The 23,968-nt window shown below is 54.4% G+C and carries 24 protein-coding genes and 1 riboswitch; of the genes, 18 read left to right on the top strand and 6 right to left on the bottom strand.

Translation table 11 applies throughout. From position 1 onward, the window contains the following. Positions 1 to 1,974, bottom strand: a 1,974-nt coding sequence (locus PEL01S_RS34845; RefSeq protein WP_164824357.1) for a beta strand repeat-containing protein, incomplete at its 3' end; no start/stop codon positions are given. A gap of 170 nt (positions 1,975 to 2,144) precedes the next feature. Here PEL01S_RS34845 and PEL01S_RS32600 point away from each other — a divergent pair. Together PEL01S_RS32600 and PEL01S_RS32595 are read left to right on the top strand one after the other, a co-directional pair. Next, entirely contained in the window at positions 2,145 to 2,660 is a 516-nt protein-coding gene (locus PEL01S_RS32600) for a DUF6385 domain-containing protein (protein ID WP_063188324.1), read from the top strand. Positions 2,661 to 2,783: 123 nt separating this feature from the next. Further along, positions 2,784 to 3,581, top strand: a complete 798-nt coding sequence (locus PEL01S_RS32595) for an FkbM family methyltransferase (RefSeq protein WP_163768108.1) — start codon at positions 2,784 to 2,786, stop codon at positions 3,579 to 3,581. 54 nt (positions 3,582 to 3,635) lie between these two features. On the opposite strand, the gene PEL01S_RS32590 is transcribed toward PEL01S_RS32595, so the two are convergent. Further along, entirely contained in the window at positions 3,636 to 4,502 is an 867-nt protein-coding gene (locus tag PEL01S_RS32590) for a helix-turn-helix transcriptional regulator (protein WP_108533859.1), read from the bottom strand. Between the two features lie 124 nt (positions 4,503 to 4,626). Between PEL01S_RS32590 and fabF the strand changes: the two genes are divergently transcribed. Next, positions 4,627 to 5,865, top strand: coding sequence for a beta-ketoacyl-ACP synthase II (fabF, locus tag PEL01S_RS32585; RefSeq protein WP_127463149.1), 1,239 nt, complete (start codon positions 4,627 to 4,629; stop codon positions 5,863 to 5,865). 108 nt (positions 5,866 to 5,973) lie between these two features. On the opposite strand, the gene PEL01S_RS32580 is transcribed toward fabF, so the two are convergent. After that, positions 5,974 to 6,270: a hypothetical protein gene (locus tag PEL01S_RS32580; protein WP_063188316.1), complete on the bottom strand. Its 297-nt coding sequence runs from the start codon at positions 6,268 to 6,270 to the stop codon at positions 5,974 to 5,976. A gap of 223 nt (positions 6,271 to 6,493) precedes the next feature. On the opposite strand from PEL01S_RS32580, the gene PEL01S_RS32575 reads away from it, so the two are divergent. The 6 genes from PEL01S_RS32575 to cysC are packed head-to-tail and all read left to right on the top strand — an operon-like array spanning position 6,494 to position 12,114. Continuing rightward, positions 6,494 to 7,339, top strand: a complete 846-nt coding sequence (locus PEL01S_RS32575; RefSeq protein WP_127463148.1) for an STM4015 family protein — start codon at positions 6,494 to 6,496, stop codon at positions 7,337 to 7,339. After that, complete coding sequence (locus PEL01S_RS32570; protein WP_127463147.1) at positions 7,340 to 8,527, top strand: STM4014 family protein; 1,188 nt, start codon at positions 7,340 to 7,342, stop codon at positions 8,525 to 8,527. A gap of 6 nt (positions 8,528 to 8,533) precedes the next feature. Further along, positions 8,534 to 9,316: an STM4013/SEN3800 family hydrolase gene (locus PEL01S_RS32565; protein WP_174807046.1), complete on the top strand. Its 783-nt coding sequence runs from the start codon at positions 8,534 to 8,536 to the stop codon at positions 9,314 to 9,316. A 31-nt stretch (positions 9,317 to 9,347) separates the two neighbouring features. After that, a complete protein-coding gene (locus tag PEL01S_RS32560; RefSeq protein ID WP_127463146.1) occupies positions 9,348 to 10,694 on the top strand; it encodes an STM4012 family radical SAM protein in 1,347 nt (448 codons plus the stop codon). After that, positions 10,685 to 11,587 (top strand): STM4011 family radical SAM protein, encoded by a 903-nt coding sequence (locus PEL01S_RS32555; protein ID WP_063188301.1) that lies wholly within the window; start codon positions 10,685 to 10,687, stop codon positions 11,585 to 11,587. The genes PEL01S_RS32560 and PEL01S_RS32555 overlap by 10 nt, the downstream gene beginning before the upstream one ends. Beyond that, on the top strand, positions 11,575 to 12,114 hold the full coding sequence (gene cysC / locus PEL01S_RS32550; RefSeq protein WP_063188299.1) for an adenylyl-sulfate kinase: 540 nt from the start codon (positions 11,575 to 11,577) through the stop codon (positions 12,112 to 12,114). The genes PEL01S_RS32555 and cysC overlap by 13 nt, the downstream gene beginning before the upstream one ends. On the opposite strand, the gene PEL01S_RS34720 is transcribed toward cysC, so the two are convergent. After that, positions 12,108 to 12,281 carry a hypothetical protein gene (locus PEL01S_RS34720; protein WP_010491023.1) on the bottom strand — a complete coding sequence of 58 codons (174 nt, stop codon included), beginning with the start codon at positions 12,279 to 12,281 and terminating at the stop codon, positions 12,108 to 12,110. The genes cysC and PEL01S_RS34720 overlap by 7 nt on opposite strands. A 214-nt stretch (positions 12,282 to 12,495) precedes the next feature. Here PEL01S_RS34720 and PEL01S_RS32545 point away from each other — a divergent pair, with 214 nt between their 5' ends. Both PEL01S_RS32545 and PEL01S_RS32540 read left to right on the top strand, forming a co-directional pair. Next, complete coding sequence (locus PEL01S_RS32545) at positions 12,496 to 14,292, top strand: M3 family oligoendopeptidase (protein WP_063188297.1); 1,797 nt, start codon at positions 12,496 to 12,498, stop codon at positions 14,290 to 14,292. A gap of 179 nt (positions 14,293 to 14,471) precedes the next feature. Continuing rightward, entirely contained in the window at positions 14,472 to 15,125 is a 654-nt protein-coding gene (locus tag PEL01S_RS32540) for a deoxynucleoside kinase (protein ID WP_063188296.1), read from the top strand. 112 nt (positions 15,126 to 15,237) lie between these two features. Here PEL01S_RS32540 and PEL01S_RS32535 read toward each other — a convergent pair whose 3' ends face one another. Further along, entirely contained in the window at positions 15,238 to 16,590 is a 1,353-nt protein-coding gene (locus PEL01S_RS32535) for an LLM class flavin-dependent oxidoreductase (RefSeq protein WP_063188294.1), read from the bottom strand. Positions 16,591 to 16,957: 367 nt separating this feature from the next. Here PEL01S_RS32535 and PEL01S_RS32530 point away from each other — a divergent pair, with 367 nt between their 5' ends. The 7 genes from PEL01S_RS32530 to PEL01S_RS32500 all read left to right on the top strand — a co-directional run bounded on the left by PEL01S_RS32530 (position 16,958) and on the right by PEL01S_RS32500 (position 23,585). Beyond that, on the top strand, positions 16,958 to 17,743 hold the full coding sequence (locus PEL01S_RS32530) for a methionine ABC transporter ATP-binding protein (RefSeq protein ID WP_063188292.1): 786 nt from the start codon (positions 16,958 to 16,960) through the stop codon (positions 17,741 to 17,743). Further along, positions 17,740 to 18,408, top strand: a complete 669-nt coding sequence (locus PEL01S_RS32525) for a methionine ABC transporter permease (protein ID WP_063188290.1) — start codon at positions 17,740 to 17,742, stop codon at positions 18,406 to 18,408. The genes PEL01S_RS32530 and PEL01S_RS32525 overlap by 4 nt, the downstream gene beginning before the upstream one ends. Before the next feature lie 53 nt (positions 18,409 to 18,461). Further along, positions 18,462 to 19,331 (top strand): MetQ/NlpA family ABC transporter substrate-binding protein, encoded by an 870-nt coding sequence (locus PEL01S_RS32520; RefSeq protein ID WP_063188288.1) that lies wholly within the window; start codon positions 18,462 to 18,464, stop codon positions 19,329 to 19,331. Between the two features lie 58 nt (positions 19,332 to 19,389). After that, a riboswitch (TPP riboswitch) is annotated at positions 19,390 to 19,500 on the top strand. An 88-nt stretch (positions 19,501 to 19,588) separates the two neighbouring features. Then, entirely contained in the window at positions 19,589 to 21,376 is a 1,788-nt protein-coding gene (thiC, locus tag PEL01S_RS32515) for a phosphomethylpyrimidine synthase ThiC (protein ID WP_063188286.1), read from the top strand. A gap of 19 nt (positions 21,377 to 21,395) precedes the next feature. Further along, positions 21,396 to 22,046: a 5,6-dimethylbenzimidazole synthase gene (bluB, locus tag PEL01S_RS32510; protein ID WP_010491008.1), complete on the top strand. Its 651-nt coding sequence runs from the start codon at positions 21,396 to 21,398 to the stop codon at positions 22,044 to 22,046. A 168-nt stretch (positions 22,047 to 22,214) separates the two neighbouring features. Continuing rightward, positions 22,215 to 22,745, top strand: coding sequence for a GNAT family N-acetyltransferase (locus PEL01S_RS32505; protein WP_063188283.1), 531 nt, complete (start codon positions 22,215 to 22,217; stop codon positions 22,743 to 22,745). A 138-nt stretch (positions 22,746 to 22,883) separates the two neighbouring features. Continuing rightward, the gene (locus PEL01S_RS32500; RefSeq protein WP_063188280.1) at positions 22,884 to 23,585 is read left to right on the top strand and encodes an alpha/beta hydrolase; all 702 of its coding nucleotides are present in this window, start codon (positions 22,884 to 22,886) and stop codon (positions 23,583 to 23,585) included. A 136-nt stretch (positions 23,586 to 23,721) separates the two neighbouring features. Here PEL01S_RS32500 and PEL01S_RS32495 read toward each other — a convergent pair. Beyond that, the coding region (locus tag PEL01S_RS32495; protein ID WP_304363376.1) for a DapH/DapD/GlmU-related protein at positions 23,722 to 23,968 on the bottom strand (247 nt) is incomplete at its 5' end.

The following is a 23,968-nucleotide window of genomic DNA, read 5'->3' as shown; positions in this document are numbered from 1 at the left end:
CCCTGCGGTGATCGTGGCCCCAAGCACGCTGGTGATGGTGCCGTTGAGCAAGTTGTCGATCGTTCCGCCCAGGATCGTGGTACTGACGGTTCCGCCGAGAATGGTAGCGCTGATCGTACCTGCTGTAATGGTGGCTCCCAGCACGGAGCCGACGGTAGTTAAAGTCCCCGCGGTGATGGTAGCGCCAAGCACGTTGGTGATAGTGCCGTTGAGTAGATTATTGATAGTTCCGCCGAGAATCGTCGCGTTAACAGTTCCAGCAGTAATGGTAGCTCCCAGCACAGAGCCGACAGTAGACAAGGTTCCCGCAGTGATCGTAGCGCCAAGCACGCTGGTAATAGTGCCGTTGAGCAGATTATCGATAGTCCCGCCCAGGATCGAGGCACTGACCGCACCGCCGAGAATCGTCGCGCTGATGGTCCCCCCGAGTACGGTAGCGCTAATTGTCCCGGCTGTAATAGTCGCTCCGAGCACAGAGCCGACGGTAGTCAAGGTCCCCGCGGTGATCGTAGCGCCAAGCACGTTGGTGATAGTGCCGTTAAGCAGATTGTTGATAGTCCCGCCGAGAATCGTCGCGCTAATAGTTCCTGCAGTAATGGTTGCACCCAAAACAAAACCAACGGTAGTTAAGGTCCCTGCAGTGATGGTGGCTCCGAGCACGCTAGTGATGGTGCCGTTCAGTAGGTTATCGATGGTCCCGCCCAGCAGCGTGGCACCGACGGTACCGCCTAAGATTGTGGCGCTGACGGTGCCGCCCACAATCGTCGCACTAAGTGTTCCGGCAGTGATCGTGGCTCCCAGCACAGATCCGATGACCGTCAGTGTCCCGCCGGAAATGGTGACGGAAGGGACAACCGCAGTAAGGGTACCCAAAATCGCATTAAGCGTACCGCCCGAGATGGTTGCTCCAAGTACAGAGCCAACGGTAGTCAAAGTCCCCGCAGTAATAGTAGCACCGAGCACACTCGTGATGGTGCCGTTGAGCAGATTGTCGATAGTCCCGCCGAGTAGCGTGGCACCGACGGTACCGCCTAAGATTGTCGCGCTGACGGTGCCTCCCACAATCGTTGCGCTAAGTGTTCCCGCGGTGATTGTAGCCCCAAGCACAGATTCGACTGCCGTCAGTGTCCCGCCGGAAATGGTGACGGAAGGGACAACCGCAGTAAGGGTACCCAAAATCGCATTAAGCGTACCGCCCGAGATGGTTGCTCCAAGCACAGAGCCAACGGTAGTCAAAGTCCCCGCAGTAATAGTAGCACCGAGCACACTCGTGATGGTGCCATTGAGCAGATTATCGATAGTCCCGCCTAGCAGCGTGGCACCGACGGTACCGCCGAGAATGGTAGTACTGACCGACCCGCCTGTGATAGTCGCCCCAAGAACGGATTCCACCACCGAAATCGTTCCGCCCGATAGCGTAACGGAAGGTACGACGGCTGTAATTGTCCCGGTAATGGCATTAATGGTACCACCGGTGATGGTTGCTCCAAGTATGGATTCAACTGTAGTTAATGTTCCTGCCGTAATCGTCGCGCCAAGAACGTTGGTAAGGGTGCCGTCCAGCAGGTTCGTGAGCGTACCGCCCAGCAACGTGGCACTGACTGTTCCCCCTAGGATTGTTGCACTTACATTCCCCGCAGTAATCGTCGCTCCCAGCACAGACTCGACGGTGGTTAACGTTCCCGCAGTAACCGTAGCCCCCAGTACCGATTGAATCGTCGTTAGAGTTCCGCCGGTTACTGTCGCAGACGGCACGACTGCGGTTACTGTCCCGGTGATGGCATTAATCGTCCCCGCCACGATCGTTGCTGCTGAGACTTGTTGAACGATGTCGATCGTTCCGCCAATAGGAATATTGAGAATTGACCCGCCGGAGTCGGTTTTTATGGGGCGAGCGGTTCCTGTCGCATCCTGTCCGAAGATCAAAATGCGCAAATCGTTGGGGTTGAGGTTAAACACATTAAAGTTTGGCACTGCTTATCACCCTTAGCCCACAATATTGTGTCAAAAAAATATGGATAACTGCCTTAGAGCACCGTTTTTCCGAAATGAATACAAATATTGTATGCCGAAACAAATCGAAAAAGTGCTTTTCCACTAGAAAGAAGTAGGGCGGTTCAAACTTAACGAAAGGAAGATGGCCGATGAGACAAAAGCGAATCCATTCGCCCAAACTGGCAGTAAAGCGAATCAAAAAGCGTCCTGTATCCGATAAAGCGGTCCCTATCCTAAAGGAGCCAATTCCCCAGCCAGAGCAACCGCCAGTGTTTAATCATGATGAGTTCGAAGAACTTTTTGAAATGCTCGATCGGGAAGAATCCTGCGTTGCCTTCGAAAATAGCAAGCTTGACTTGGTCATCACGGATTCCATTGTCCGCTCTCCCTTTTTCGATACATCCATCTTTGTGACGTATTCGTTCATCGTCGTGAATCAGAGCGAGACCGATCTGAACCTTATAATAGAAGAAAGTCCGGACCGGGTGCATACGTTCGAAGATTTCACTCAAACCATCAAACCTTTTGAAACTCAAATTGTCGTTCCTAAACGATTTGCAAAGTATACGAGGCTTGCCTTTGTCAATCCATCGCCTGATGTTGAGGCCCATGTCAAAGTGTTTTTTCAAGCCCAAACCTACCGCTGCACCAATCCGGGCGAGTAAGGGAAGCCCCCTTGAAAGAGCCTGTTCAAGGTTCTGTTTAAGGGGGCCCCAACATAAATAATGATTGAATCGAGATTGTGTGCTCTCCATCGGCATAAAAGGCGGGTGAAGAATGAAAGGGACATGTGTTGGAAAAAACCGGATGCTGATCTATCCGGTATGGGGAGGCTCCTTTACTCCTTTGCCGACGATGTGAGCTTGACTCCGCAGCTTGTAGGCAGCGGGGGGTTCGACGTTGCTTTAACCAACTACATACTTCTGAATGTGAAACCGGGTCATAAGGTGATCGATGTCGGGGCGAATGTCGGTTGTTTTACCGTTCTGATGGGGCTGCTCGTCGGCGAGCAGGGGAAGGTTCTGGCTTACGAAGCAGGCTGGAAAAACTATGGACTGCTGCGGGACAACGTCGCGATGAATATGCTGTTTGCCAAAAATCGGGTAATGGCGCTCCAAAAGGCCGTCTCCGATACATCTGGCTCCAAGACGTTTTATTACAGCGAGCTGTATACGGGTTCAAGCACCTTGGTGAAGCCCGGCGAACAATATTTTGATTACTTTGCCAATGATGTCATGCAGGAAGAAGAGGTTATGACGGAGACGCTGGATGCGAACGAGGGGAATTTCGATTATATCGATTTAATTAAAATGGACATTGAGAGAGGGGAGTATCACGCCTTTCTTGGGATGGAGGCGCTGCTGGTACGACAAGCCGTCGGCAAAGTGGCTTTCGAACTGAATCCGCTAATGCTGAGTGGGCTTTGGGACGAATTTCACTGCTTGTTGGATATGTATCGCGAGCGCTTCGCTTCCCGGTTCTATAAAATCACCAACGAAGGCTTGACTGTAGAGACGAGCCTCGACGAGCTTTTTGCTCACAGGGAAACGGAAACGATCCTTATGTCTGTGGCGCGTCAGGAGTAAGGCTTGGAAGAGGGGCGGCGAGTGGGTAATCATTTTCACAGCCGCCGGATCGGTTCATTCTGAACGATCAGGGGAGCTTATGCTGCTGCGCTCCATCAACTGCTTCAGCTTCGATTCCGTCAAGGAATCAGGCGCAGGAGTATAGATGCTGCACCGCAGGTCGGAGCTCCCTTGAACCTGCAGCGAGGTAAGATGAAACAGCATCTTGCCCGCTTTGGCATGCCTGAATTCGATTAGCACCTCCGGGGCCGAGCTGACCTCACTTTGCTCCCACAGCCGGTCGAAATCCGGGTGAACCTCCTTCATCTCTGCAAGAAAATGCCCGTACCATTCGTCCTCAACGTATTGCCCGTAATACGCCCGGAAAATAGCGAGAAAACCACGGACAAAATGCTCCCAATTGACGGCGAGACGTTGGAATTCCTTTTGTGTAAACAGCAGTCGGATCATATTCCGTTGTTCGACGGGAATGAGTTGGAAGTCGAGAAACACGTGGGAAGCTGCTTCGTTCCATCCGACAATATGGCAGCGGCGGTCAGAAATAATGGTCGGACAAAAGCGCAGCTCCTGCAAAATTCTTCTCAGCGAAGGGCTGATCTCGGGCAGCTCTTCTATCAGCGTATGGGCGCCCGATCCGGTCTCCAGAGCAAGCGAAAACAAATATTTGCGCTCGTCTACCGTTAATTGCAGGGCGGTGGCGACGCAGTCCAGGACTGATTTGGATACTTTAATATCCCGTCCTTGCTCCAGCCATGTATACCACGTAGGGCTGACCCCGGCAAGTTGGGCGACTTCCTCACGTCTCAAACCCGGGGTACGTCTGCGAGTTCCGACCGGAAGACCGACCGTTTGCGGGAGCAATTTGGCTCGTTGTGCCTTCAAAAAAGCCGATAACGCTTGAAGCCTCGTTTGATGATTCATCTCGATTCCGCCTTTTGGTTTCGTTAACATAGTAGTTATTATACTATAATAAACTGCAACTTGTAATAGGATGACACCTGTGACAACATAGGACTTAACCGATGAACGAAAGGAAGGAACTATGATGGAACGAGTCGTGTTAACGGGGATGGGTGTTATTTCGCCGCTTGGGAATGAAGTGGAAACTTTTTGGAATCGTTTGTGCCGGGGGGAATCGGGGATAAGCCGGATCGATACGTTCGACACGTCCCGCTTTAAAACGAAAATCGCGGGGATTGTCCGGGAATTTGATGCGGAAGCTCGGTTTGGCCGCAAAGAAGCGCGGCGGATGGATCGGTTTTGTCAGTTTGCTTTGGCTGCTGCGGATCAGGCGTTGGAGGATTCAGGCTTATCGCTTGACGAAATCGATCGGGAAAGGCTAGGCGTATATGTAGGCTCCGGCATCGGAGGTATTCAAACGCTGCTCGAACAGGACGCCATTCTTCGTGATCGGGGACCGGAACGGGTCAGTCCGACGCTGGTACCGATGATGATATCGAATATGGCTGCAGCGATGATCAGTATAAAATTCGGAGCTTTGGGCCCAACCCTGTCTCCGGTAACGGCATGCTCTATAGGAAATACGGCCATCGGCGAAGCATTCCGGCTCATTCGGGCGGGTGGCGCGGACGCGATCATTGCCGGTGGCGCGGAAGCCGCCGTGACGGAAATATCGCTTGCCAGCTTCGGCAACGCTACCGCTTTATCCGGTCGAAATGACGAGCCTGCCAGGGCAAGCCGTCCGTTCGATGCGGGACGGGACGGGTTCGTCATGGCCGAAGGGGCGGGTATTGTGGTACTGGAATCGCTCTCCCACGCATTGCGTCGAAACGCTCGAATCTACGCCGAGGTGATAGGTTACGGGGCCAGCTCCGATGCCTATCATATCGTTGCCACCCATCCGGAGGGAATCGGGGCCTACCAGGCCATGAGATTGGCGCTTCGCGAAGCGGCTGTGAACCCCGAGGAAGTGGATGTGATCAGCGCGCACGCGACGAGTACGGGACTCGGGGACAAGTCCGAAACGATGGCGATCAAGAAGCTGTTCGGCGAACATGCCTACCGGATTCCGGTAACCGCCAATAAGTCCATGACCGGTCACATGTTCGGAGCAGCCGGCGGGGTAGAAGCCATTGCTCTGGCGAAGAGCCTGGAGCGGGGAATCATTCCTCCGACGATTAATCTGGAGCAGCCGGACCTGGATTGCGATTTGGACTACGTACCGAATGAAGCGCGTCAATCCAAACTGAAGATCGGCATATCGAACTCCTTCGGATTCGGCGGACACAATGCGGTCATCGTGTTGAAAGCTTACGCGGACTAGCCTAGTACAAGCAAGTACCCGGTATAAAAAATAACAAGTATAAAGGTCCGTTGCGGAACGAAGGGGCAAACCCGGAGACCGCGCGGACTTTCGTATTTTAATCTTGGTTTAGGATGCTTCCGTAATTTTCTGATTTCTAAGCTTGGCTTTAATCATTTTGATTCGCTGCTGGGCGTAAAACTCGCATGCCGCTTCATTCAGGCTGCTGAGAGGAACTTGTAGCTCGGTATGGTTGTCGATAATGATCATTGATCCGTTTTCGAAAAATTTAAAAGTAAGATCGGCCCAGAACGGTTCGGACGCGTCCAAAATTTTTTCGATCTGCTGCTCGCTCAGCTGCTCTCCATTTTCGGCAATGACATTTTTGTAATAGTCCCGTTCGATAAATCTAACATTCGTCACCATCGTATCTACACTCCTCTCAGGAAATAGGAACATGCGTTCTTGTAATCTATTATACCAAACATTTGTTCGTAGTCAATACAATTTACAGAAAATTCTCTTAAGTTAATAGGATTGTCTCTTGATCCTGTATTTCCGGCATGACGCATAGCTTGTTCGGATTGACGAAACCAAAGCCGGATGATAGTTTAGAAAAGAGTATGGCAGATTGTGGGGAGGATTATCGATGACAGAAATCCGTTTGGAAGTCGGCTATGACGAATACGAAGTGGGAACGCGCATGGAACAGCTGATCGAGCAGTTGGCTGCGAAGCCCGAGAGCCGGGAGGTCGTAGAGCTGACGATCGGCTCGTGGGGACAGGCCTATGAAGATGGTCCCGATACATTCATGGATACATTGATCGGGCATAAGGACGCTTTCCCGGCGTTGCGCAAGCTGTTTATCGGCGACATGGATTCGGAGGAATGCGAAATATCTTGGATCACGCAGACGAATCTGACTCCGCTGCTAGAGGCGTTTCCGCAGCTTACCTCGTTCTGGATTCAAGGCAGCACCGGCTTGTCCTTAAAGCCGTTGAAGCACGAACGGTTGGAAGAGTTGGTAATTATCTGTGGCGGCCTGAGCAAGGAAGTGCTCGCCGATATTCGCGACGCCGAGCTGCCGGAGCTGAGAAAGCTGGAGCTTTATCTCGGTGTAGATAATTACGGTTTTGACGGCGGCCTGGAGGATGTTAAACCGCTCATGGAACCGGGACGCTTTCCCAAATTGACTTACCTCGGTCTGAAAGATAGCGAGATTCAAGATGAAATCGCGATTGAGATTGCGAATTCGCCGATCCTCGATCAATTGCATACGCTCGATTTATCGCAGGGAACCCTTAGCGACAAAGGCGCCGAAGCGCTGCTGGCGAGCGAACGCGTCCGGAAGCTTTCGTTCCTCGATCTGAACTATCACTATATGTCGGACGAGATGGTAAAACGCTGGCAAACGTCGGGCATGTCCGTCGATGTCAGCGACCAGCAGCAGAGCGACGATGAAGACGACTGGCGCTATCCGGCGGTCACGGAGTAGATGCCCCGTCCGCTGATTGTCGTTGGGAATCCCGGCAACCGGAGGACGACGATGCTGCAGGAAGCGCGCCGGAGGCTTGGGATGCCTCCGGCGAGGATCGTGCCGTATCTCGATCTGCTGCAGGGACGCGTTCGATGGCGGGAAATCACGGGCGGCGAGCCTGTCCTGGTACGGCTGGACTCGCCCGGCGAGCATTTCCCGGTGGAGCGCGAGCTGATCGCGCTCGGTGCGGCCGATGGCGGGCAAGCGGACGAGCTGTTCCCATTGCCGGAGTTTCTCCCGATGCCGGTCATCTCGGCGCAAGCGGCGCGGAATCTGCCTGATCAGCCGGGACGTATCTACTATCCTTCGCAATGGTTCCGTGGCTTTTGCCGGATGCTGTCCGGGCTTCGCGCCGACTTGGCCGAAACGGCGCCGGAAGCGCGCTGGATGAACGATCCGCAGGAAATCGCGGTCATGTTCGACAAGCGTCGCTGCCATCGGCTGCTCAGCTCTCAGGGTGTACGGGTTCCCACGGCTCCGGGGGAGGCTGGTTCTATCCGGAGCTACGATCAGCTCCGCGAAGCGATGGAGCGGGCCGGCATGCGGCGCGTCTTCGTCAAGCTGGCGTTCGGCTCCTCGGCCTCCGGGGTGCTGGCTTACCAGATTAACCCGTCTACCGGTGCGGAGCTGGCCGACACGACGATCGGCTTCGAGCGCCATGGGTACGAGCGGGTATATTACAATTCGCGCCGTATTCGCAGATACCGGGAGCGCCCGATCATCCGCGAAATTATCAATTGGTTGGGCGCTCAAGGTATGCACGTCGAGCAGTGGGTGCAGAAAGCATCGCACGACGGCCGTGCGTTCGATGTCCGCCAACTCGTCGTCGACGGCGAAGCGTGTCACCGGATTGCCCGGCTCAGCTGCACGCCGATCACGAATCTCCACCTGCGCAACGAGCGGGCCGGGTTGGAGGAGCTCGGGCTGTCCGCGGCTACCGTTCAGGCGGTAGCAGAGGCCGGGGAGCAGGTTGCTTCGCTATTTCCGCGTTCCGCTGTGGCAGGGATCGACGTGCTTCTCGCCAAAGGCGCCTTGCGTCCTTATATCGTCGATATTAATCCGTTCGGCGATCTGCTGCTGAACGTTCGTTACGAAGGAATGGATACCTACGAATGGCAAATGACCCGCATGTTAAAGGATGAATGAAGCATGATCATCAATATGAACGACATTGTCGGCACCCACGACATTTTGTTTGTGACGCTTGACACGCTGCGCTACGACGTGGCGAAGCTGGAGGAAGAGAACTGCCCCAATCTGTGCGGCACGGGCGGCTGGGAAAAGCGTCATACGCCGGGCAGCTTTACGTATGCCGCGCATCACGCTTTTTTCGGCGGTTTTTTGCCGACGCCCGCCAATACGGACAAAGCCAGCCATGTCCGGCTGTTTCATTCGAAAAATACGGGACTGCCGACCAATCCGAACACATGGCTGTTTGATACGCCCGACATCGTCTCCGGCCTTGCCGGGGAAGGGTACCGGACGATCTGCATCGGCGGCGTCATTTTTTTTACGAAAAAAGTGCCGCTGGCGAAAGTGCTTCCGTCGTATTTTCAAGAGAGCTATTGGCGCCAGACGTTCGGTGTAACGAATCCGCGCTCCACCGAACATCAGGTGAATCATGCGCTGAAGCTGATCGGCTCGGCCGATCCAGGCCAGCGGCTGTTTCTTTTCATGAACGTGAGCGCCATCCACGGCCCGAACCATTATTTCGTGCCGGGAGCAAAACGCGATTCGGTGGAAACCCAGCGGGCGGCGCTGCGCTATGTGGACGGACAGCTCGGACGGCTGTTCGAAGCGATGCGCGAGCGAGGCAAGACGTTCTGCATCGTTTGCTCCGACCATGGGACCGCTTACGGCGAGGACGGGTATCACGGGCACCGGCTGGCTCACGAGGTCGTATGGAACGTGCCGTACCGGGAGTTTATTTTGTAGACATAACAGCTATCAAAAGGAGGGATATCAAGTGGAATTCCGGGAATCAGAAGACATCCGGCGCTGGTCGGAGCAAATCGCCGCATCGCCATACCGGTCTTACTTGTACTCCTATCCGCATAAAACGGCCTATGGCGAACTGAATCCGCCGCTGCCGCTGCACGAGCTGTGGAAGCGGGAGAGCGGGGAGTCGTTCTTTTTATATATGCACATTCCGTTCTGCGCGGCCCGGTGCGGGTTCTGCAATCTGTTTACGCTGCCCGACCGGAGCGCCGACGCGCACGAGCAGTATGTTGCTGCATTGGAGCGTCAGGCGAGGCAGTGGGCGCCCATGGTGGCCCACCGGCCGTTCTCCCGCTTTGCGATCGGAGGCGGGACGCCGACACTGCTGAACGAGCAGCTTCTCGAACGTTTGTTCGATATCGCAGAGCAGGTGATGGGACTCGATCCGGACCGTGCCTCGATCTCCGTCGAGACGTCCCCGGACACCGTGACCGATGCGCGAATGAAGCTGCTGAAGGAGCGGAAGGTCGACCGGGTGAGCATGGGCATTCAAAGCTTCATCGAAGCCGAAGCCGCCGCGATCTACCGCCCGCAAAAGCCGGGCGAAGTGATGCGCGCGCTCGAAGTGCTGAAACGGCACGACTTTGCCGTGCTCAATCTCGACCTGATTTACGGGCTGCCCGGACAAACGTTGGAGACGTGGTTGTATTCGCTGGATCGGGCGCTGGAATATGAGCCGGAGGAAATTTTCATTTACCCGCTATATACGCGCGAGAATACGATCTTGAAGCCGGAAGAGCTGCGCCGCCGAGGGCAGGACCACCGGCTGGATATGTACCGTGCCGCTTACGAGCGCTTGAAGGAAAAGGGCTACGAGGCGTTCTCGATGCGGCGTTTCGCAAGGCCCGACGCGAAGTCCGGGAAAAACCTGCTCCCTTACGGCTGTCAGGAGGAAGGGATGGTCGGTCTCGGCTGCGGCGCACGTTCGTACACGAGGGAGGTGCATTACGCTTCCCGCTATGGCGTGAGCTATAAGGCGACCCAAAGCATTATCGCCGACTACGTTTCCGCGTCAAGCTACGATATGGCGGATTACGGCTTCGTCCTGAGCCTGGCCGAGCAGCAGCGCCGTTTCGTCATCAAGGCGCTGCTCCACCGCGAAGGGCTGGAGCGGAGCGCTTATGTAGCGAGGTTCGGCAGCGATCCGTTCGCTGACAGTCCTGAACTGAAGCGGCTGCTGGCTGCCGGGTTTGCCATGCTGGAAGACGGTACAATGCGTCTGACGGACGAAGGCATGGCTTATTCTGATGCGATCGGCGATTGGCTGATCTCGCCAGAGGTCAGGGAGCGGATGGAGGAATACGTATGCGAGTAAGCACCACGCTGTATTACCGCGGCGCGTTATCCTCTTGCAACTACGATTGTCCGTATTGCCCGTTCAGCAAAACGACAGACAGCCGCGAGACGCTGGCGAAGGACAAGGCGCAGTTGGAGCGGTTTGTAGCATGGATCAGGGAGCAGGGGGAGGACGGTAGACGTCTGTCCCTCTTCTTCAATCCGTACGGCGAGGCGCTCGTCCACCGGTGGTACCGCGAGGCGTTAACGGAGCTGTCCCACCTGGAGCACGTCGACAAGGTGGCGATCCAGACGAACTTGTCCGTCAAGCTGGATTGGACGAACGGGCTGAACAAGGAAAAGGCGGCGTTCTGGGTCACGTACCATCCTGGTCAAACGAGCGAAGCGTCGTTTCTGACCCAGTGCGCGCAGCTTTACGACAAAGGGATTTCCTTCAGCGTCGGCTCCGTCGGCATCAAAAGCTATCTTGAGCCGATCCGTTCGCTGCGCCGCGCTTTGCCTCAAGAGGTTTACTTGTGGGTGAACGCGTACAAGGATCAGCCGGCGTATTATTCGCCCGAGGAGATAGCAGCCTTTCGCGAGATCGACCCTTATTTCGAGTGGAACGTAAGGGACTATGACAGCATGGGGAAGCCTTGCGCCACGGGAAGCCGCGTGTTTTTCGTTACGGGCTCGGGGCAGGTCAAGCGCTGTTATAAGGACCGGGGAGTGATCGGGCATTTGTACCGCGACGGCTTGGAACGACTGTCCGCAGAGAGACCTTGCCGGATGAAAACGTGTGGCTGTTACATCGGCTACGTGCATATGCCGGAGCTGTCCATGGAGTCGATTTACGGAAGAGGAATACTGGAACGAGTTCCTAGTGTCGACGTGCGGTACGCCGGAAAGGAGGTGTCTCCATGCGGCCTTTGAACGAAAAGGAAGGCGCTGTCCTCTGGTTTACCGGGCTATCCGGCTCGGGGAAGACGACGACGGCGCGGGAGGCGGCATCCGTGCTGCGTAAGCAGGGATACCGGGTCGAATGGCTGGACGGAGACGAGCTGCGCAAGACGCTGTCCAGTGACCTGGGCTTCACCCCCGCCGACCGGCTTGAGCATATCCGCCGGATCGTCGAGCTTGCGAAAACGCATGCAGACAACGGCGCAATCGTGCTCGTGTCGGCCATCACGCCGTACCGCAGCATGAGAGCTTACGCGAGGTCGGTGCTGCCGCGGTATATGGAAATTTATGTAGAGTGCCCGCTGGAGGTATGTGAGCGGCGGGACGTCAAAGGGTTGTATGCCAAGGCGCGGCTCGGGCTTATTCCGAATTTTACGGGACTATCCGACGTCTACGAACCACCGGAGCATGCGGAGCTCACGATTCATACGGACGAGCATTCCCTGACATATAACGTGGAGAAAATCATGCAGGGACTTCAAGCGTTCGACGGTCATTGATTTTTCTCATAAATGCGGATCGGTTTGCGGATTTCCGCGTAGTTTTCATCGATATCCCGTTTGAGCGATTCCAGAAGATGCAGGGCTTCTTTTTGCTGCTGCTCGTCAGCGATGGATCGGAGGAGCGTCTCAAGACGGTCCAATCTCGTTTTCGTTACGAATCTCATGGCATGTCCTCGCGATCTGCCTCAAGCCGTTGTTTTCTAAAATGATTCGTGGCCGTTCCCCGCTTTCAGGCCAGGCCGACGGGCAACGCGGTGTGTAACCGAATTGAGGGTTTTCGGAAGGGATAATTGACCGTCTGTAGAATAACATGAAGTGCGCTTTTTTTTTGCGTTACTATTCGTTTACATATACTCTAACTGAAAGGGGTTCCCTTGAATGAACCGACCTTTGCAGCAAACTTGGGATCTGGACGTTTTTTTCCCGGGAGGCAGCGACTCTCCCGAATTTGCGCAATATTTGAACGCACTTGAAGCCGACACGAACCGCTTCCGCAGTGAGCTCGACGCTTTGCCGTCGCCGCAGACCGCAGAAACTGCCGCCGCGTTGCAGAGCTTCGTGGAGCAACTGCAGGACCTCCAAAAACGTCTGCGGCAAGCAGCGGCCTTCATCGGCTGCCTCTCCGCGCAAAATCAGGCGGATCGGGGCTCGGTTCGGCTTGGCGGCCGGCTGGACGGCATTCAGGCGAACTACCAGTCCGCGATGACGCGATTCGACGTGCTGCTTGCGGAGATGCCAGACTCCGTATTCGCCCAGTGGGCGGGCAGTGGGGCGATGGCAGCCCTCGCCTTCAATCTGGAGGAACGCCGGACGAATGTAAAAGACAAACTGCCGCTGGAGCAAGAGACCTTGGTGAACGACCTTGCCGTGGACGGCTACAATGGCTGGAGCGCCTTATACGATACGATTGTGAAGCAGATCCGGCTTCCGTACGAGAAAGACGGGAACACGGTCATGCTCTCTGCCGGGCAGTTTTTCAACCAGATGCTCAAAGAGTCGGATCGGGAGAAGCGGGAGCGCTTGTTCCGGCAATGGGAGGAGACGTGGACGGCTCAGGAAGATTTTTGCGCCGATGCGCTGAACCGTATTGCTGGCTTCCGTCTCCAGCTGTACAAGCACCGCGGGTGGGACTCGGTACTTCGCGAGCCACTCCAAATCAACCGGATGACCGACAAAACGCTGCAAACGATGTGGGATGTGATCGAGAAGAACAAGCCGGTATTTATCGCTTATCTGGAGCGGGCCGCCAAGCTGATGGGCACGGAGCGCCTTGCCTGGTCCGATCTGAATGCGCCGCTTGAGGGCAAGGATACGAACGTCTCCTATGACGAGGCTGCAGTGATGATCGAGGAGCAATTCCGCCGCTTCTCGCCGCAGCTCGCCGACTTTACCGCGCGCGCTTTCGAGGAGCGGTGGGTGGAGGCGGAAGACCGCCCGGGCAAACGGCCCGGTGGCTTCTGCACCTCATTCCCGGTCAGCAAGCAGAGCCGGATCTTTATGACTTACTCCGGGGCAGGGAATCTGTCGACGCTGGCTCACGAGCTCGGCCATGCGTTTCACCAGCATGTGATGAACGAGCTTCCGCCGATGACTCAACGCTACGCGATGAACGTGGCGGAGACGGCTTCGACCTTTGCCGAATTGATCGTCAGCGACGCTGCACTGAAGCAGGCGGAGACACGGGAGCGTAAGCTGTTCCTGCTGAAAGACAAAATCCAGCGGGCCGTCGCCTTTTTCATGGACATTCACGCGAGGTTCCTGTTCGAGACGCGGTTCTACGAAGAGCGCAAGTCCGGACTTGTTGACCCGGACCGGTTAAACGAGCTGATGATTGAGGCTCAAAAGGACGCATTCTGCGGCGCCTTGAGCGAGTACCATCCGCATTTCTGGGCGGCGAAGCTGCACTTCTACAAAACCGGCGTGCCGTTCTACAACTTTCCGTACACGTTCGGCTTCCTGTTCTCCTCGGGCATCTACTCACTTGCACGTCAGGAAGGCGAATCGTTCGAGGCACGGTATATTGCTTTACTACAGGATACCGGCCGCCTCACGGTCGAGCAGCTTGCGAGCAAGCACTTGGGAGTGGACTTGGAGCAGCCGGAGTTTTGGCAGCAGGCGGTCGATCTTTCCATCGAAGACGTGAAGCAGTTCCTCGCTTTAACGGAAGAAGGCTAAACCACGAAGCGGTCGCTATGACCGCTTTTTCCTTTGAATGCGAACGTGCAGCCGTTTATCGTAAGTTGAGACAAAACCGGGCATTCCTGCTATAATAGAGCAGTTGTTTTTTAGCTGTGAAATGAGCAATGGTAAAAAAAGATAAGCTTCACGGAAGCGGCGTAAGGAGAAAGGGGACAATGTCAGTGATTGTTGTCGGGGGAATGATCGGTCTGGGGAAAACGTCCGTAGCTGAATTGCTTGGGCGGGAGCTCGGATCGGAAGTATTTTACGAGAGTGTGGACGATAATCCGATTTTGCCGCTTTTCTATACGGCATCGAAGGAAGAGATCGAGAAGCACCGGTACCCGTTTTTACTCCAGCTGTACTTTTTGGACAGCCGGTTTAAATCGATTAAGAAGGCGCTGCGGAGCAACCGCAACGTATTGGACCGGAGCATCTACGAAGATTGGTATTTTGCAAAAGTAAACCGCGAGCTCGGACGCATCAACGATCTGGAGTTTCAAGTGTACGAGAACCTTGCGAACAATATGCTCGAAGAGCTGGAGGAGCTGCCGAAGAAAGCTCCCGATCTGATGGTTTATTTGAAAGGCTCGTTCGAGACGGTGCTGCGGCGCATTTCGCTGCGCGGACGGGATTTCGAGCAGGACGAATCGCTTATTGAGTATTACCGGTATTTGTGGAAAGGGTACGACGAGTGGCTGATGAAGTATTATAATCAGTCCGACGTATTGATCGTCGATATGGACCTGACCGACGTGGTGAACAATGAAGAAGATGCCCGGAAGCTGGTCGAACAGGTGAAGGATAAGCTCAGCGTGTTGCAAATGTAAACGGATGATCTCCTAATCTGACAAGATGACGGTCGTCATCCATCTATCAAAAAAGACCGGAACTCCTTCGCAGATTTGTGAAGGGGTCCGGTCTTTTGGCTCTACATGAAAGCTAATGTTGCGGCTGCTCCGCTCTGGCGGCGGCGAACCGGTTCTGCGGCTTCGGCAGGTGAAAATGGTCTCTCAGCGTACTGCCCTCGTACTCCGTACGGAACAGCCCTCTTTGCTGCAGCAGAGGCACAACGTGCTCCACGAAATCTTCCAAGCCTTGCGGAAGCAGGGGAGCCATCAGCATAAAGCCGTCGGCGGCTTTTTCCGTAAACCAGGTTTCCAGCGTATCGGCAATTTTCTCCGGCGTGCCGACGAAGTGCTCGCTGCTGAACGAACCGGTCAGTAGGGAATACACCTCCCGCAGCGTAGGATTGTCCCGCGCAATGACGGGCCGGTGCTTGATGTAATCGGATTTCGTCTCCGGCAGCCGATCCAGCCCGAAGTCCGCCGCACTCGAATCGAGGGTGGCTCCTGTAAAATCGACGTTTTTGAAATAGTCGGACAAGAAGCCGATCCCCGTCTCCTCGGTAATGAAGGACTCCAACTGCTTCTGCTTCCGCTTCGCCGCTTCCTCCGTTTCGGCGATGATTGGAGAGATGCCCTGTAAAATATACACGTCGTCGGCCGATCTTCCCGCAGCGGCCACCTTGCTCTTGAAGGAGCGGTAAAACTGCTTCGCATCGTCGATATCGTATTTGATGGAAAATACGACCTCCGCCGTGCCTGCGGCAAAGCTTTGCCCAGATTCGGAATTTCCGGCCTGCACGAGGACGGGGTGACCCTGCGGGGAACGACCGATGTTGAGCGGACCTTGCACGGCGAAAAACTCGCCTTGGTGGTTGATGCGGTGCAGCTTGCTCCGGTCGAAAAACTGCCCGGTCTCCTTGTCACGGACAAAAGCATCGTCCTCCCACGAGTCCCACAGTCCTTTGACGACTTCGAGGAACTCCTCCGCGCGCTTGTAGCGCAGCGAGTGCTCGTAATGCTCTTTGCCTCCGAAGTTGAGCGCCGTATTTCCCGACAAGTCCCGGGTCGTGACGATATTCCAGCCGACCCGGCCTTTGCTGATATGATCGGCCGACATGAAGAGGCGGGCCAGATTGAACGGCTCGATGTACGAGGTGGAGGCGGTGGCGACGACGCCGATCTTCGAGGTAGCGCCAGCCAGTGCGGTGATGAGCGTGATCGGTTCGTAGCGGTTCAAAATATTCGGGTGGGACGCTTCGTTGATCGCGAGGCTGTCGGCGATAAAGGCGATATCGAATTTTCCGCGTTCGGCGAGCTGCGCGAGACGCTTGTAATAATCGATGTCGATACTCGCATTGGGTTGGGCTTCAGGATGCCGCCACGAAGCGACATGCATGCCGGTTCCGACCAAATAGGCGGACAGTTTGATTTGTCTTGTTTGGGTCACAAGCCATACCTCCATATATCCGAGTTAATCAATGGATTTAATTTGTTATAACTTAGCATGATCCTGCAGCCCCGTCAATTCCTCCTTGCATCTCGGTCTAAAGTCCGGCCAACCCCCGGCTGTTTATCCGAATCCGGCTCCGGCTGTTTTTTTCGCGTTCTATTCTGCAGTAAATGCCCAGCTAAAAGTTCTTGACAGCGCCCGGTCCATCCTTTAAATTAAATAAATATAATCGGTATAGTCGGAATTAAAAACGACGACTTGCACAATTAGTTGACCAGTCCACTGGAAACTAAGCTTTCCCCGAGCTTTGGCTGCGGGGCGACGCTTGGTTTTTTTATTTTTATCCCGAAAAGCAGGTGAAGGAATGATCGTCATTCGCAATCTTAGCAAATCGTACAAAACGTCGTCAGGCGCATTTCCTGCACTTCAGAACGTCAGCTTACAGATCGAAAAGGGGGATATCTTCGGCATTATCGGCTTCAGCGGCGCGGGCAAGTCGACGTTGATCCGCTGCCTCAACCGGCTGGAGGAGCCGGATTCCGGCAGCATCGAAATCGAGGGCACGGTCATTACGGATTTGAACGGGAAGGAGCTGCGGCTGGCCCGGCAAAAAATCGGCATGATTTTTCAGCAATTTAATCTGCTGGACGCGAAGACGGTGTACCAGAACGTCGCGTTCCCTTTGCAGGTCGCCGGGCATCCGAAAGCGCACATACGCGAGCGTGTCCGCGAAATTCTCGACCTTGTCGGCCTGGGCGATAAAGAGAACGCCTATCCGTCGCAGCTCAGCGGCGGTCAGAAGCAGCGGGTCGGCATCGCGAGAGCGCTCGTGAACGAGCCTGACGTGCTGCTCAGCGACGAGGCGACGTCGGCGCTCGATCCGCAGACGACCTACTCCATTCTGGAGCTGCTCAGGGACATTAACCGCCAGCTGAAGCTGACCGTCGTTCTGATCACGCACGAACTGGATGTACTGCAGCATATTTGCCGCAGCATGGCGGTGATCGAGAGCGGCCGCATCGTCGAGACCGGGCCGGTCGACAAGCTGTTCCTGAATCCTGAAAGCGACACGGCACGCAGATTCGTCCGCATTCTGGAGCATTACCGCGACAGCCGGTACGTGATGGAAGGAGTGGGAGCGGGAATATGAGAGACGATCTGATCGAGCTGCTGCTGCAGGGACTTGGCGAGACGGTCTACATGGTGCTCTGGTCTTCCGTCTTCGCGCTCGTGCTCGGCATAGCGCTGGGCATTACGCTCGTCGTGACGGAGAAGGGCGGTATTCTGGAAGCGCCGCTGCTGCACAAAATCATGGGTACAGTCATCAACAGCGTCCGTTCGCTGCCCTTCATTATTCTGATCATTCTGCTGCTGCCCCTCTCGCGGCTGATCGTCGGCACCTCGCTCGGTCCGACGGCCGCCATCGTATCGCTCTCGATCGGCGCGGCGCCCTTTCTGGGGCGGGTGATCGAGAATTCGCTCAAGGAAGTGAGCGCGGGCAAGATCGAGGCCGCCAAAGCGGTCGGCGCCTCGCCGTTCACGATCATTTTCAGGGTGCTCATTCCTGAATCGCTGCCGGCCCTTGTTCGTGCGATGACGATTGCTGTCATTGCGATTACGGAATTCACTGCCGTGGCCGGCGCAATCGGGGCGGGCGGTCTGGGCAGCCTGGCCATCCGCTTCGGGTACCAACGGTTTCGCGAGGACGTTCTGATCGCGACCGTCCTGCTCATCATCGTATTGGTTCAGCTCATCCAATGGTCGGGCGATTACATCGCCAAATCGATCGACAAGAAGCGGTATAAGCCGGATTGAGCGCAAAAAATCGGATTGTGAAGTCATTTTAATTATAGAAAGCAGGCGTAACTATGGGTAAAAAAGGAATCTTCTCTCTCGCATCCATCTTGGTTATTTTCGGGGCTATCGTTTCGGGCTGCGCCTCGGGCGGCACGGCGCAGGCCCCGGACACGAAGTCTGCGGCGCAAGGCAATGCAGCCGGCACGGCCAAACCGGCCAAAGAAACGACGCTGAAAATCGGTGCGGCCGCCGTACCGCATGCGGAAATTCTAAACTTCGTCAAACCGAAGCTGAAGGAGCAGGGGGTCAACCTCGAAGTGGTCGTCTATGACGACGAAGGGCAGCTGAACCCTGCGCTGAAAGACAAGCAGATCGACGCGAACTACTTCCAGCACGTTCCTTATCTGGATTCGGTCAAGGGCGAGAAGGGCTATGATTTTGCCGTCACGACCAAGGTTCACGTGGAGCCGATCGGCTTCTATTCGAGCAAGCTGAAATCGAAGGATGAGATCAAGGAAGGGGCGCGGATCGGCATCCCGAACAACCCGTCCAACGAATACCGCGCGCTGGTGCTGCTGCAGCAGCAAGGGCTGGTCAAGCTCAAAGACGGCCTGACGACGTATGAAGCGACGCCCAAGGACATCGCGGACAACCCGAAAAAGCTGAAATTCGTCGAGGCCGACTCTGCAACCCTGCCCCGGTCGCTTCCCGATCTGGAAGGCGCGATTATTAATACGAACCTCGTGCTGGAAGCCAAAATCGATCCGAAATCGGCCGTGTTCCGGGAAGATTCGAAATCCCCTTACGCCAATGTCATCGTTGTACGCAAGGGAGACGAGACACGGGACGAAGTGAAGAAGCTCGACGCGGCTTTGACGACACCGGAAGTGAAGAAGTTTATCGAAGACAAATATGGCGTTGCGGTCGTTCCAGCATTTTAGAAAAATTTACGCTGGCTGTTGATTTTTGGCGGAGTCCGGGTTATTCTTGTACTGACAACTTCATATGCGCGGGAGCTTGGTGAAGCCAGGCTGAGAGGATAACCGGATGTTATCGACCGTTAAACCTGATCTGGGTAATGCCAGCGGAGGAAACACGTAGCCTTTGTATGCACAAAGACCGCTTCTTTGCCGTTGCGGTCTTTTTTGTATGCATTACGTTCCCCGCTTGCTCACATTCATTCGAGGAGGAATTGAACATGACAAGCGAAAACAAACCAAACCAACAACAAGCCGTACCGGACGTAACGGGATTTCCCGGGAGCCGAAAAGTGTACATTCAAGGCTCCCGCAGCGACATTCGGGTCCCGATGCGGGAAATTGCATTGAGTCCGACGGTGAGTGCGGATGGGGAAACGGCCAATCCGCCCGTTCGCGTCTACGACAGCAGCGGTCCGTATACGGACGGCGATGTCCGGACCGACATCCGGCAGGGGCTTCCGGCCAATCGGCGGGAATGGATTATGGAACGGGGCGACGTGGAGGAGTATGACGGAAGAGCGGTAAAACCGGAAGACAACGGCTTCAAGGAGGGAGAGGGGGCTCGGGGGCAGGAGTGGTTTCCCGGAGCAACGCGCCGTCCTCTGCGGGCCAAGCCGGGTGCGAATGTTACGCAGATGCATTACGCCAAAAAAGGAATTATCACGCCCGAGATGGAATATATAGCTATCCGCGAAAAGGTGGCTCCCGAATTCGTGCGCAGCGAGGTGGCGCGCGGCCGGGCGATCATTCCGTCGAACATCAACCATCCGGAAAGCGAGCCGATGATTATCGGCCGGAATTTCCTTGTGAAGATCAATGCGAACATCGGCAATTCCGCCGTCGCTTCGTCGATCGACGAGGAAGTGGAGAAGATGCGGTGGGCGACACGCTGGGGAGCGGATACGGTCATGGACTTATCGACCGGCAAGCACATTCATACGACGCGCGAATGGATCGTCCGCAACGCTCCGGTGCCGATCGGGACGGTTCCACTGTATCAGGCTTTAGAGAAGGTCGGAGGGAAGGCGGAGGAATTGTCCTGGGAAATATACCGGGATACGCTGATCGAGCAGGCGGAGCAGGGCGTCGATTATTTTACGATCCATGCCGGAGTACTGCTGCGCTACATTCCGCTGACCGCGAATCGCGTGACCGGGATCGTGTCCCGGGGCGGTTCGATCATGGCTTCGTGGTGTCTGGCGCATCATCAGGAAAATTTCTTGTACACGCATTTTGAAGAAATCTGCGAAATTATGAAAACGTACGACGTCGCTTTTTCGCTTGGGGACGGCCTGCGTCCGGGGTCTATCGCCGATGCGAACGACGAGGCGCAGTTTGCGGAGCTGGATACGCTGGGCGAGCTGACGCAAATCGCCTGGAAGCACGACGTACAGGTGATGATCGAAGGCCCCGGCCACGTGCCGATGCATTTGATCAAGGAGAACGTGGACCGGCAGCTTGAGGTGTGCCAGGAGGCGCCCTTCTATACGCTCGGACCGCTCACGACCGACATCGCGCCCGGCTACGATCACATTACGTCGGCCATCGGCGCCGCGATGATCGGCTGGTTCGGGACGGCGATGCTGTGCTATGTCACCCCGAAGGAGCATTTGGGGCTCCCCAACAAGAACGACGTGCGGGAAGGCGTCATCGCCTACAAAATCGCGGCGCACGCCGCCGATTTGGCCAAAGGCCATCCGGGTGCGCAGGAGCGGGACGACGCGCTGTCGAAGGCGCGGTTCGAATTCCGCTGGCGGGATCAGTTTCATCTGTCGCTCGATCCCGAAAGAGCGCTTGAGTATCATGACGAGACGCTTCCGGCGGAAGGGGCGAAGACGGCACATTTTTGCTCGATGTGCGGCCCCAAGTTTTGCAGCATGCGTATTACGCAGGATATACGGGAATATGCTAAACAACACGGTTTGGAAGACCGCGCCGCGATCGAGAAGGGCTTGGAGGATAAGTCCAAGGAATTCAAGAAAGCGGGTGGTATGATTTACAATTAAACGCCCTGGGAGGGATCGTATGTTTACGGAGCAGGAAAAGGAAGCTTTGTACAAGGTCATCTATACGAGAAGGGATGTCCGTTCCTTCCTGCCGGACCCGATTCCGGAGGAAGCGGTGACGAACGTACTTCACGCCGGCCATCACGCGCCGTCCGTCGGCTTCATGCAGCCTTGGAACTTTATATTGGTGACTTCGGAGCCGCTAAAAGAGCGGCTGGCCTGGGCCGCGGACAAGGAAAGAAGGGCGCTGGCGATCCATTACGAAGGTCAGCGTCAGGACCAATTCTTGAGCCTCAAGGTGGAGGGGCTGAAGCAAGCGCCGCTGACGATCTGCATTACATGCGATCCTACCCGGGGAGGCGCCCATGTGCTCGGCCGCAATTCCATCCCCGAGACTGATATGCTGTCCGTCGCCTGCGCGATCCAAAATATGTGGCTGGCCGCCTGTGTGGAAGGGCTTGCTATGGGATGGGTAAGCTTCTATAAGAAAAACGACGTGCGTGAAATTCTGGACATTCCGCCGCATATCGAGCCGATTGCATTACTGTCGGTCGGGTATACGGAGAACTACCCGGAGAAGCCGATCCTAGAGACGGCTCAATGGGAGAAGCGCCGCTCCTTGCAGGATCTCATCTATCACGAGACGTGGGGAAATCGGCAGCCGGAATGATCGAATTTTTCTATTTTTCGATTGAAAATGTCAATGAACCGGCGTCTTGACGGTATAACCACCCGATGATACAGTAAAATAAATACGTTATATCCGATGAGTTTAGTGTAAATTAAACTATTGCCAATGGCGAATCGGATGGAGCTTAAGGAAAACGGGTGGGGTGCTATGGGGAAATCGGATGAAATTCGGATTCGCGATGCGACGGAGCTTGACCGGGAAGCGATTCTCGAGGTCATGCTGGAGGCTTATGAGCAGTACCGGACGGTGCTGCCTTCCGCCCGGTGGGAGCCTTACCGGGAGTCGATTCGGGCCTCCGTCGACGGAGACAATCCTGCAGCCCGGCTTGTTGCCGAGCTTGCGGGGAAGGTGGTCGGCAGCGTGCAGCTGTTCTTGTCCTCCGAAGCCGCTTACGGTATGCCGGAGCTTGGGATTCAATCGCCGATCATCCGCTTTCTGTCCGTTTCGCCAGCCGTGCGAGGACGGGGAATTGCGACGCTGTTAATACAAGAAAGCGCCCGACGCTCCCTCGCCTTAGGGGCGACTACGCTGCATTTACATACGTCGGACATGATGGAGTCTGCGGTCCGATTGTATGAGCGCTTAGGCTTCGAGCGCGCTTTCGACAAGGATATGCGCAATGGCGATACGCTTGTAAAGAGCTACCGGATTCATTTGCAAGAAGCCGCTCTATTGTAAACACCGATTTTTGCAACGTCTTAAGGAGATATCGCTGAGACATGTGTCTTTTTGATATCTCCTTTTATTATTTAATGTTGAAAACTGATACATTATTGATGATAGAATTTTAGTTATATTTCATGGAGGATAGATGTAATGATAAGACATAATTTAAAGATCGATAATATTCCAGCAATTTTGTGGGGGGACAAATCAGATAAGTTATTTATAGTTGTGCATGGTAACATGTCAAATAAGGCAGATGACTCGATTATTGTATTTGCAGAAGAAGCAACAGCAGCAGGTTATCAAGTTCTTAGTTTCGATTTGCCTCAACATGGTGAACGTAAAGATGATACTTATCTTTGTAAAGTTCAAAACTGTGTTCAAGACCTTAATAAAATTATGACATATGCAAAATCGTTATCAAATAATATAAGCATTTTTGCTTGTAGCATGGGAGCATATTTCAGCCTATTAGAATATTGCAATGAGCCATTGAATCGGTGTTTGTTTCTCTCTCCTGTGGTAAATATGGAACGCATCATAAATAATATGATGTCATGGTTTAACGTAAGTGAGAGTAGACTAAAAATAGAAAAAGAAATTTCCACACCTATTGGACAAACTCTCTATTGGGATTACTACTGTTATGTGAAAGAACATCCTATTGTTGCTTGGAATAATCCGACTTCAATTCTCTATGGTTCAGGAGATAACTTATGTGAGTTTGACATTGTATCTGAATTTGCCAAACGCTTTAACTGTAATTTGCAAGTAATGGAGAATGGAGAACACTATTTCCATACTCAGGAACAGTTGCAGTATTTCAGACAATGGCTAAAGAACCATATATAGGTTGATGATAATAGAAAATGGTTGATATATACCCTTCTTTAAAAGCGAATTAAGGGAAGCCAAAATGGCTTCCCTTAAAAGTTATATAATTTCTACATTATTTTAAAACATAGCCTATTATATTAGTAATAATAATTTATATTGGTTTAATGATTTTTGCGGGATTTCCGCCTACAACCACGTTATCAGGCACATCTTTTGTTACCACTGCGCCGGAAGCAATAACGACGTTATCGCCGATGGTCACCCCGGGGTTGATGACGGCTCTCCCGCCAATCCATACATTGTTACCGATTTTTACGGGCTTCCCATATTCAACTCCCGAATTTCTTTCGATCAACGGATGCGTAGCTGTTTGAACACTCCCACCACCTGCTATGGCG

Origin of the sequence: Paenibacillus elgii NBRC 100335 (genome assembly GCF_004000865.1) — a bacterium.
Taxonomy (GTDB): domain Bacteria; phylum Bacillota; class Bacilli; order Paenibacillales; family NBRC-103111; genus Paenibacillus_G; species Paenibacillus_G elgii.
Note: the sequence above shows the minus strand (reverse complement) of the source record. Positions and strands in the feature narration are given on the sequence as shown.

What these genes read in the sequence shown, in the direction of transcription:
- PEL01S_RS32525 (WP_063188290.1), top strand. Translation starts at nt 17,740, where the DNA reads ATGAGAGACGATCTGATCGAGCTGCTGCTGCAGGGACTTGGCGAGACG.
- PEL01S_RS32580 (WP_063188316.1), bottom strand. Translation starts at nt 6,270, where the DNA reads ATGGTGACGAATGTTAGATTTATCGAACGGGACTATTACAAAAATGTC.
- PEL01S_RS32575 (WP_127463148.1), top strand. Translation starts at nt 6,494, where the DNA reads ATGACAGAAATCCGTTTGGAAGTCGGCTATGACGAATACGAAGTGGGA.
- PEL01S_RS32505 (WP_063188283.1), top strand. Translation starts at nt 22,215, where the DNA reads ATGGGGAAATCGGATGAAATTCGGATTCGCGATGCGACGGAGCTTGAC.
- thiC (WP_063188286.1), top strand. Translation starts at nt 19,589, where the DNA reads ATGACAAGCGAAAACAAACCAAACCAACAACAAGCCGTACCGGACGTA.
- bluB (WP_010491008.1), top strand. Translation starts at nt 21,396, where the DNA reads ATGTTTACGGAGCAGGAAAAGGAAGCTTTGTACAAGGTCATCTATACG.
- PEL01S_RS32530 (WP_063188292.1), top strand. Translation starts at nt 16,958, where the DNA reads ATGATCGTCATTCGCAATCTTAGCAAATCGTACAAAACGTCGTCAGGC.
- PEL01S_RS32570 (WP_127463147.1), top strand. Translation starts at nt 7,340, where the DNA reads ATGCCCCGTCCGCTGATTGTCGTTGGGAATCCCGGCAACCGGAGGACG.
- PEL01S_RS32555 (WP_063188301.1), top strand. Translation starts at nt 10,685, where the DNA reads ATGCGAGTAAGCACCACGCTGTATTACCGCGGCGCGTTATCCTCTTGC.
- PEL01S_RS32600 (WP_063188324.1), top strand. Translation starts at nt 2,145, where the DNA reads ATGAGACAAAAGCGAATCCATTCGCCCAAACTGGCAGTAAAGCGAATC.
- PEL01S_RS34720 (WP_010491023.1), bottom strand. Translation starts at nt 12,281, where the DNA reads ATGAGATTCGTAACGAAAACGAGATTGGACCGTCTTGAGACGCTCCTC.
- PEL01S_RS32540 (WP_063188296.1), top strand. Translation starts at nt 14,472, where the DNA reads ATGTCAGTGATTGTTGTCGGGGGAATGATCGGTCTGGGGAAAACGTCC.
- PEL01S_RS32520 (WP_063188288.1), top strand. Translation starts at nt 18,462, where the DNA reads ATGGGTAAAAAAGGAATCTTCTCTCTCGCATCCATCTTGGTTATTTTC.
- PEL01S_RS32590 (WP_108533859.1), bottom strand. Translation starts at nt 4,502, where the DNA reads ATGAATCATCAAACGAGGCTTCAAGCGTTATCGGCTTTTTTGAAGGCA.
- PEL01S_RS32545 (WP_063188297.1), top strand. Translation starts at nt 12,496, where the DNA reads ATGAACCGACCTTTGCAGCAAACTTGGGATCTGGACGTTTTTTTCCCG.
- PEL01S_RS32500 (WP_063188280.1), top strand. Translation starts at nt 22,884, where the DNA reads ATGATAAGACATAATTTAAAGATCGATAATATTCCAGCAATTTTGTGG.
- fabF (WP_127463149.1), top strand. Translation starts at nt 4,627, where the DNA reads ATGGAACGAGTCGTGTTAACGGGGATGGGTGTTATTTCGCCGCTTGGG.
- cysC (WP_063188299.1), top strand. Translation starts at nt 11,575, where the DNA reads ATGCGGCCTTTGAACGAAAAGGAAGGCGCTGTCCTCTGGTTTACCGGG.
- PEL01S_RS32595 (WP_163768108.1), top strand. Translation starts at nt 2,784, where the DNA reads ATGTGTTGGAAAAAACCGGATGCTGATCTATCCGGTATGGGGAGGCTC.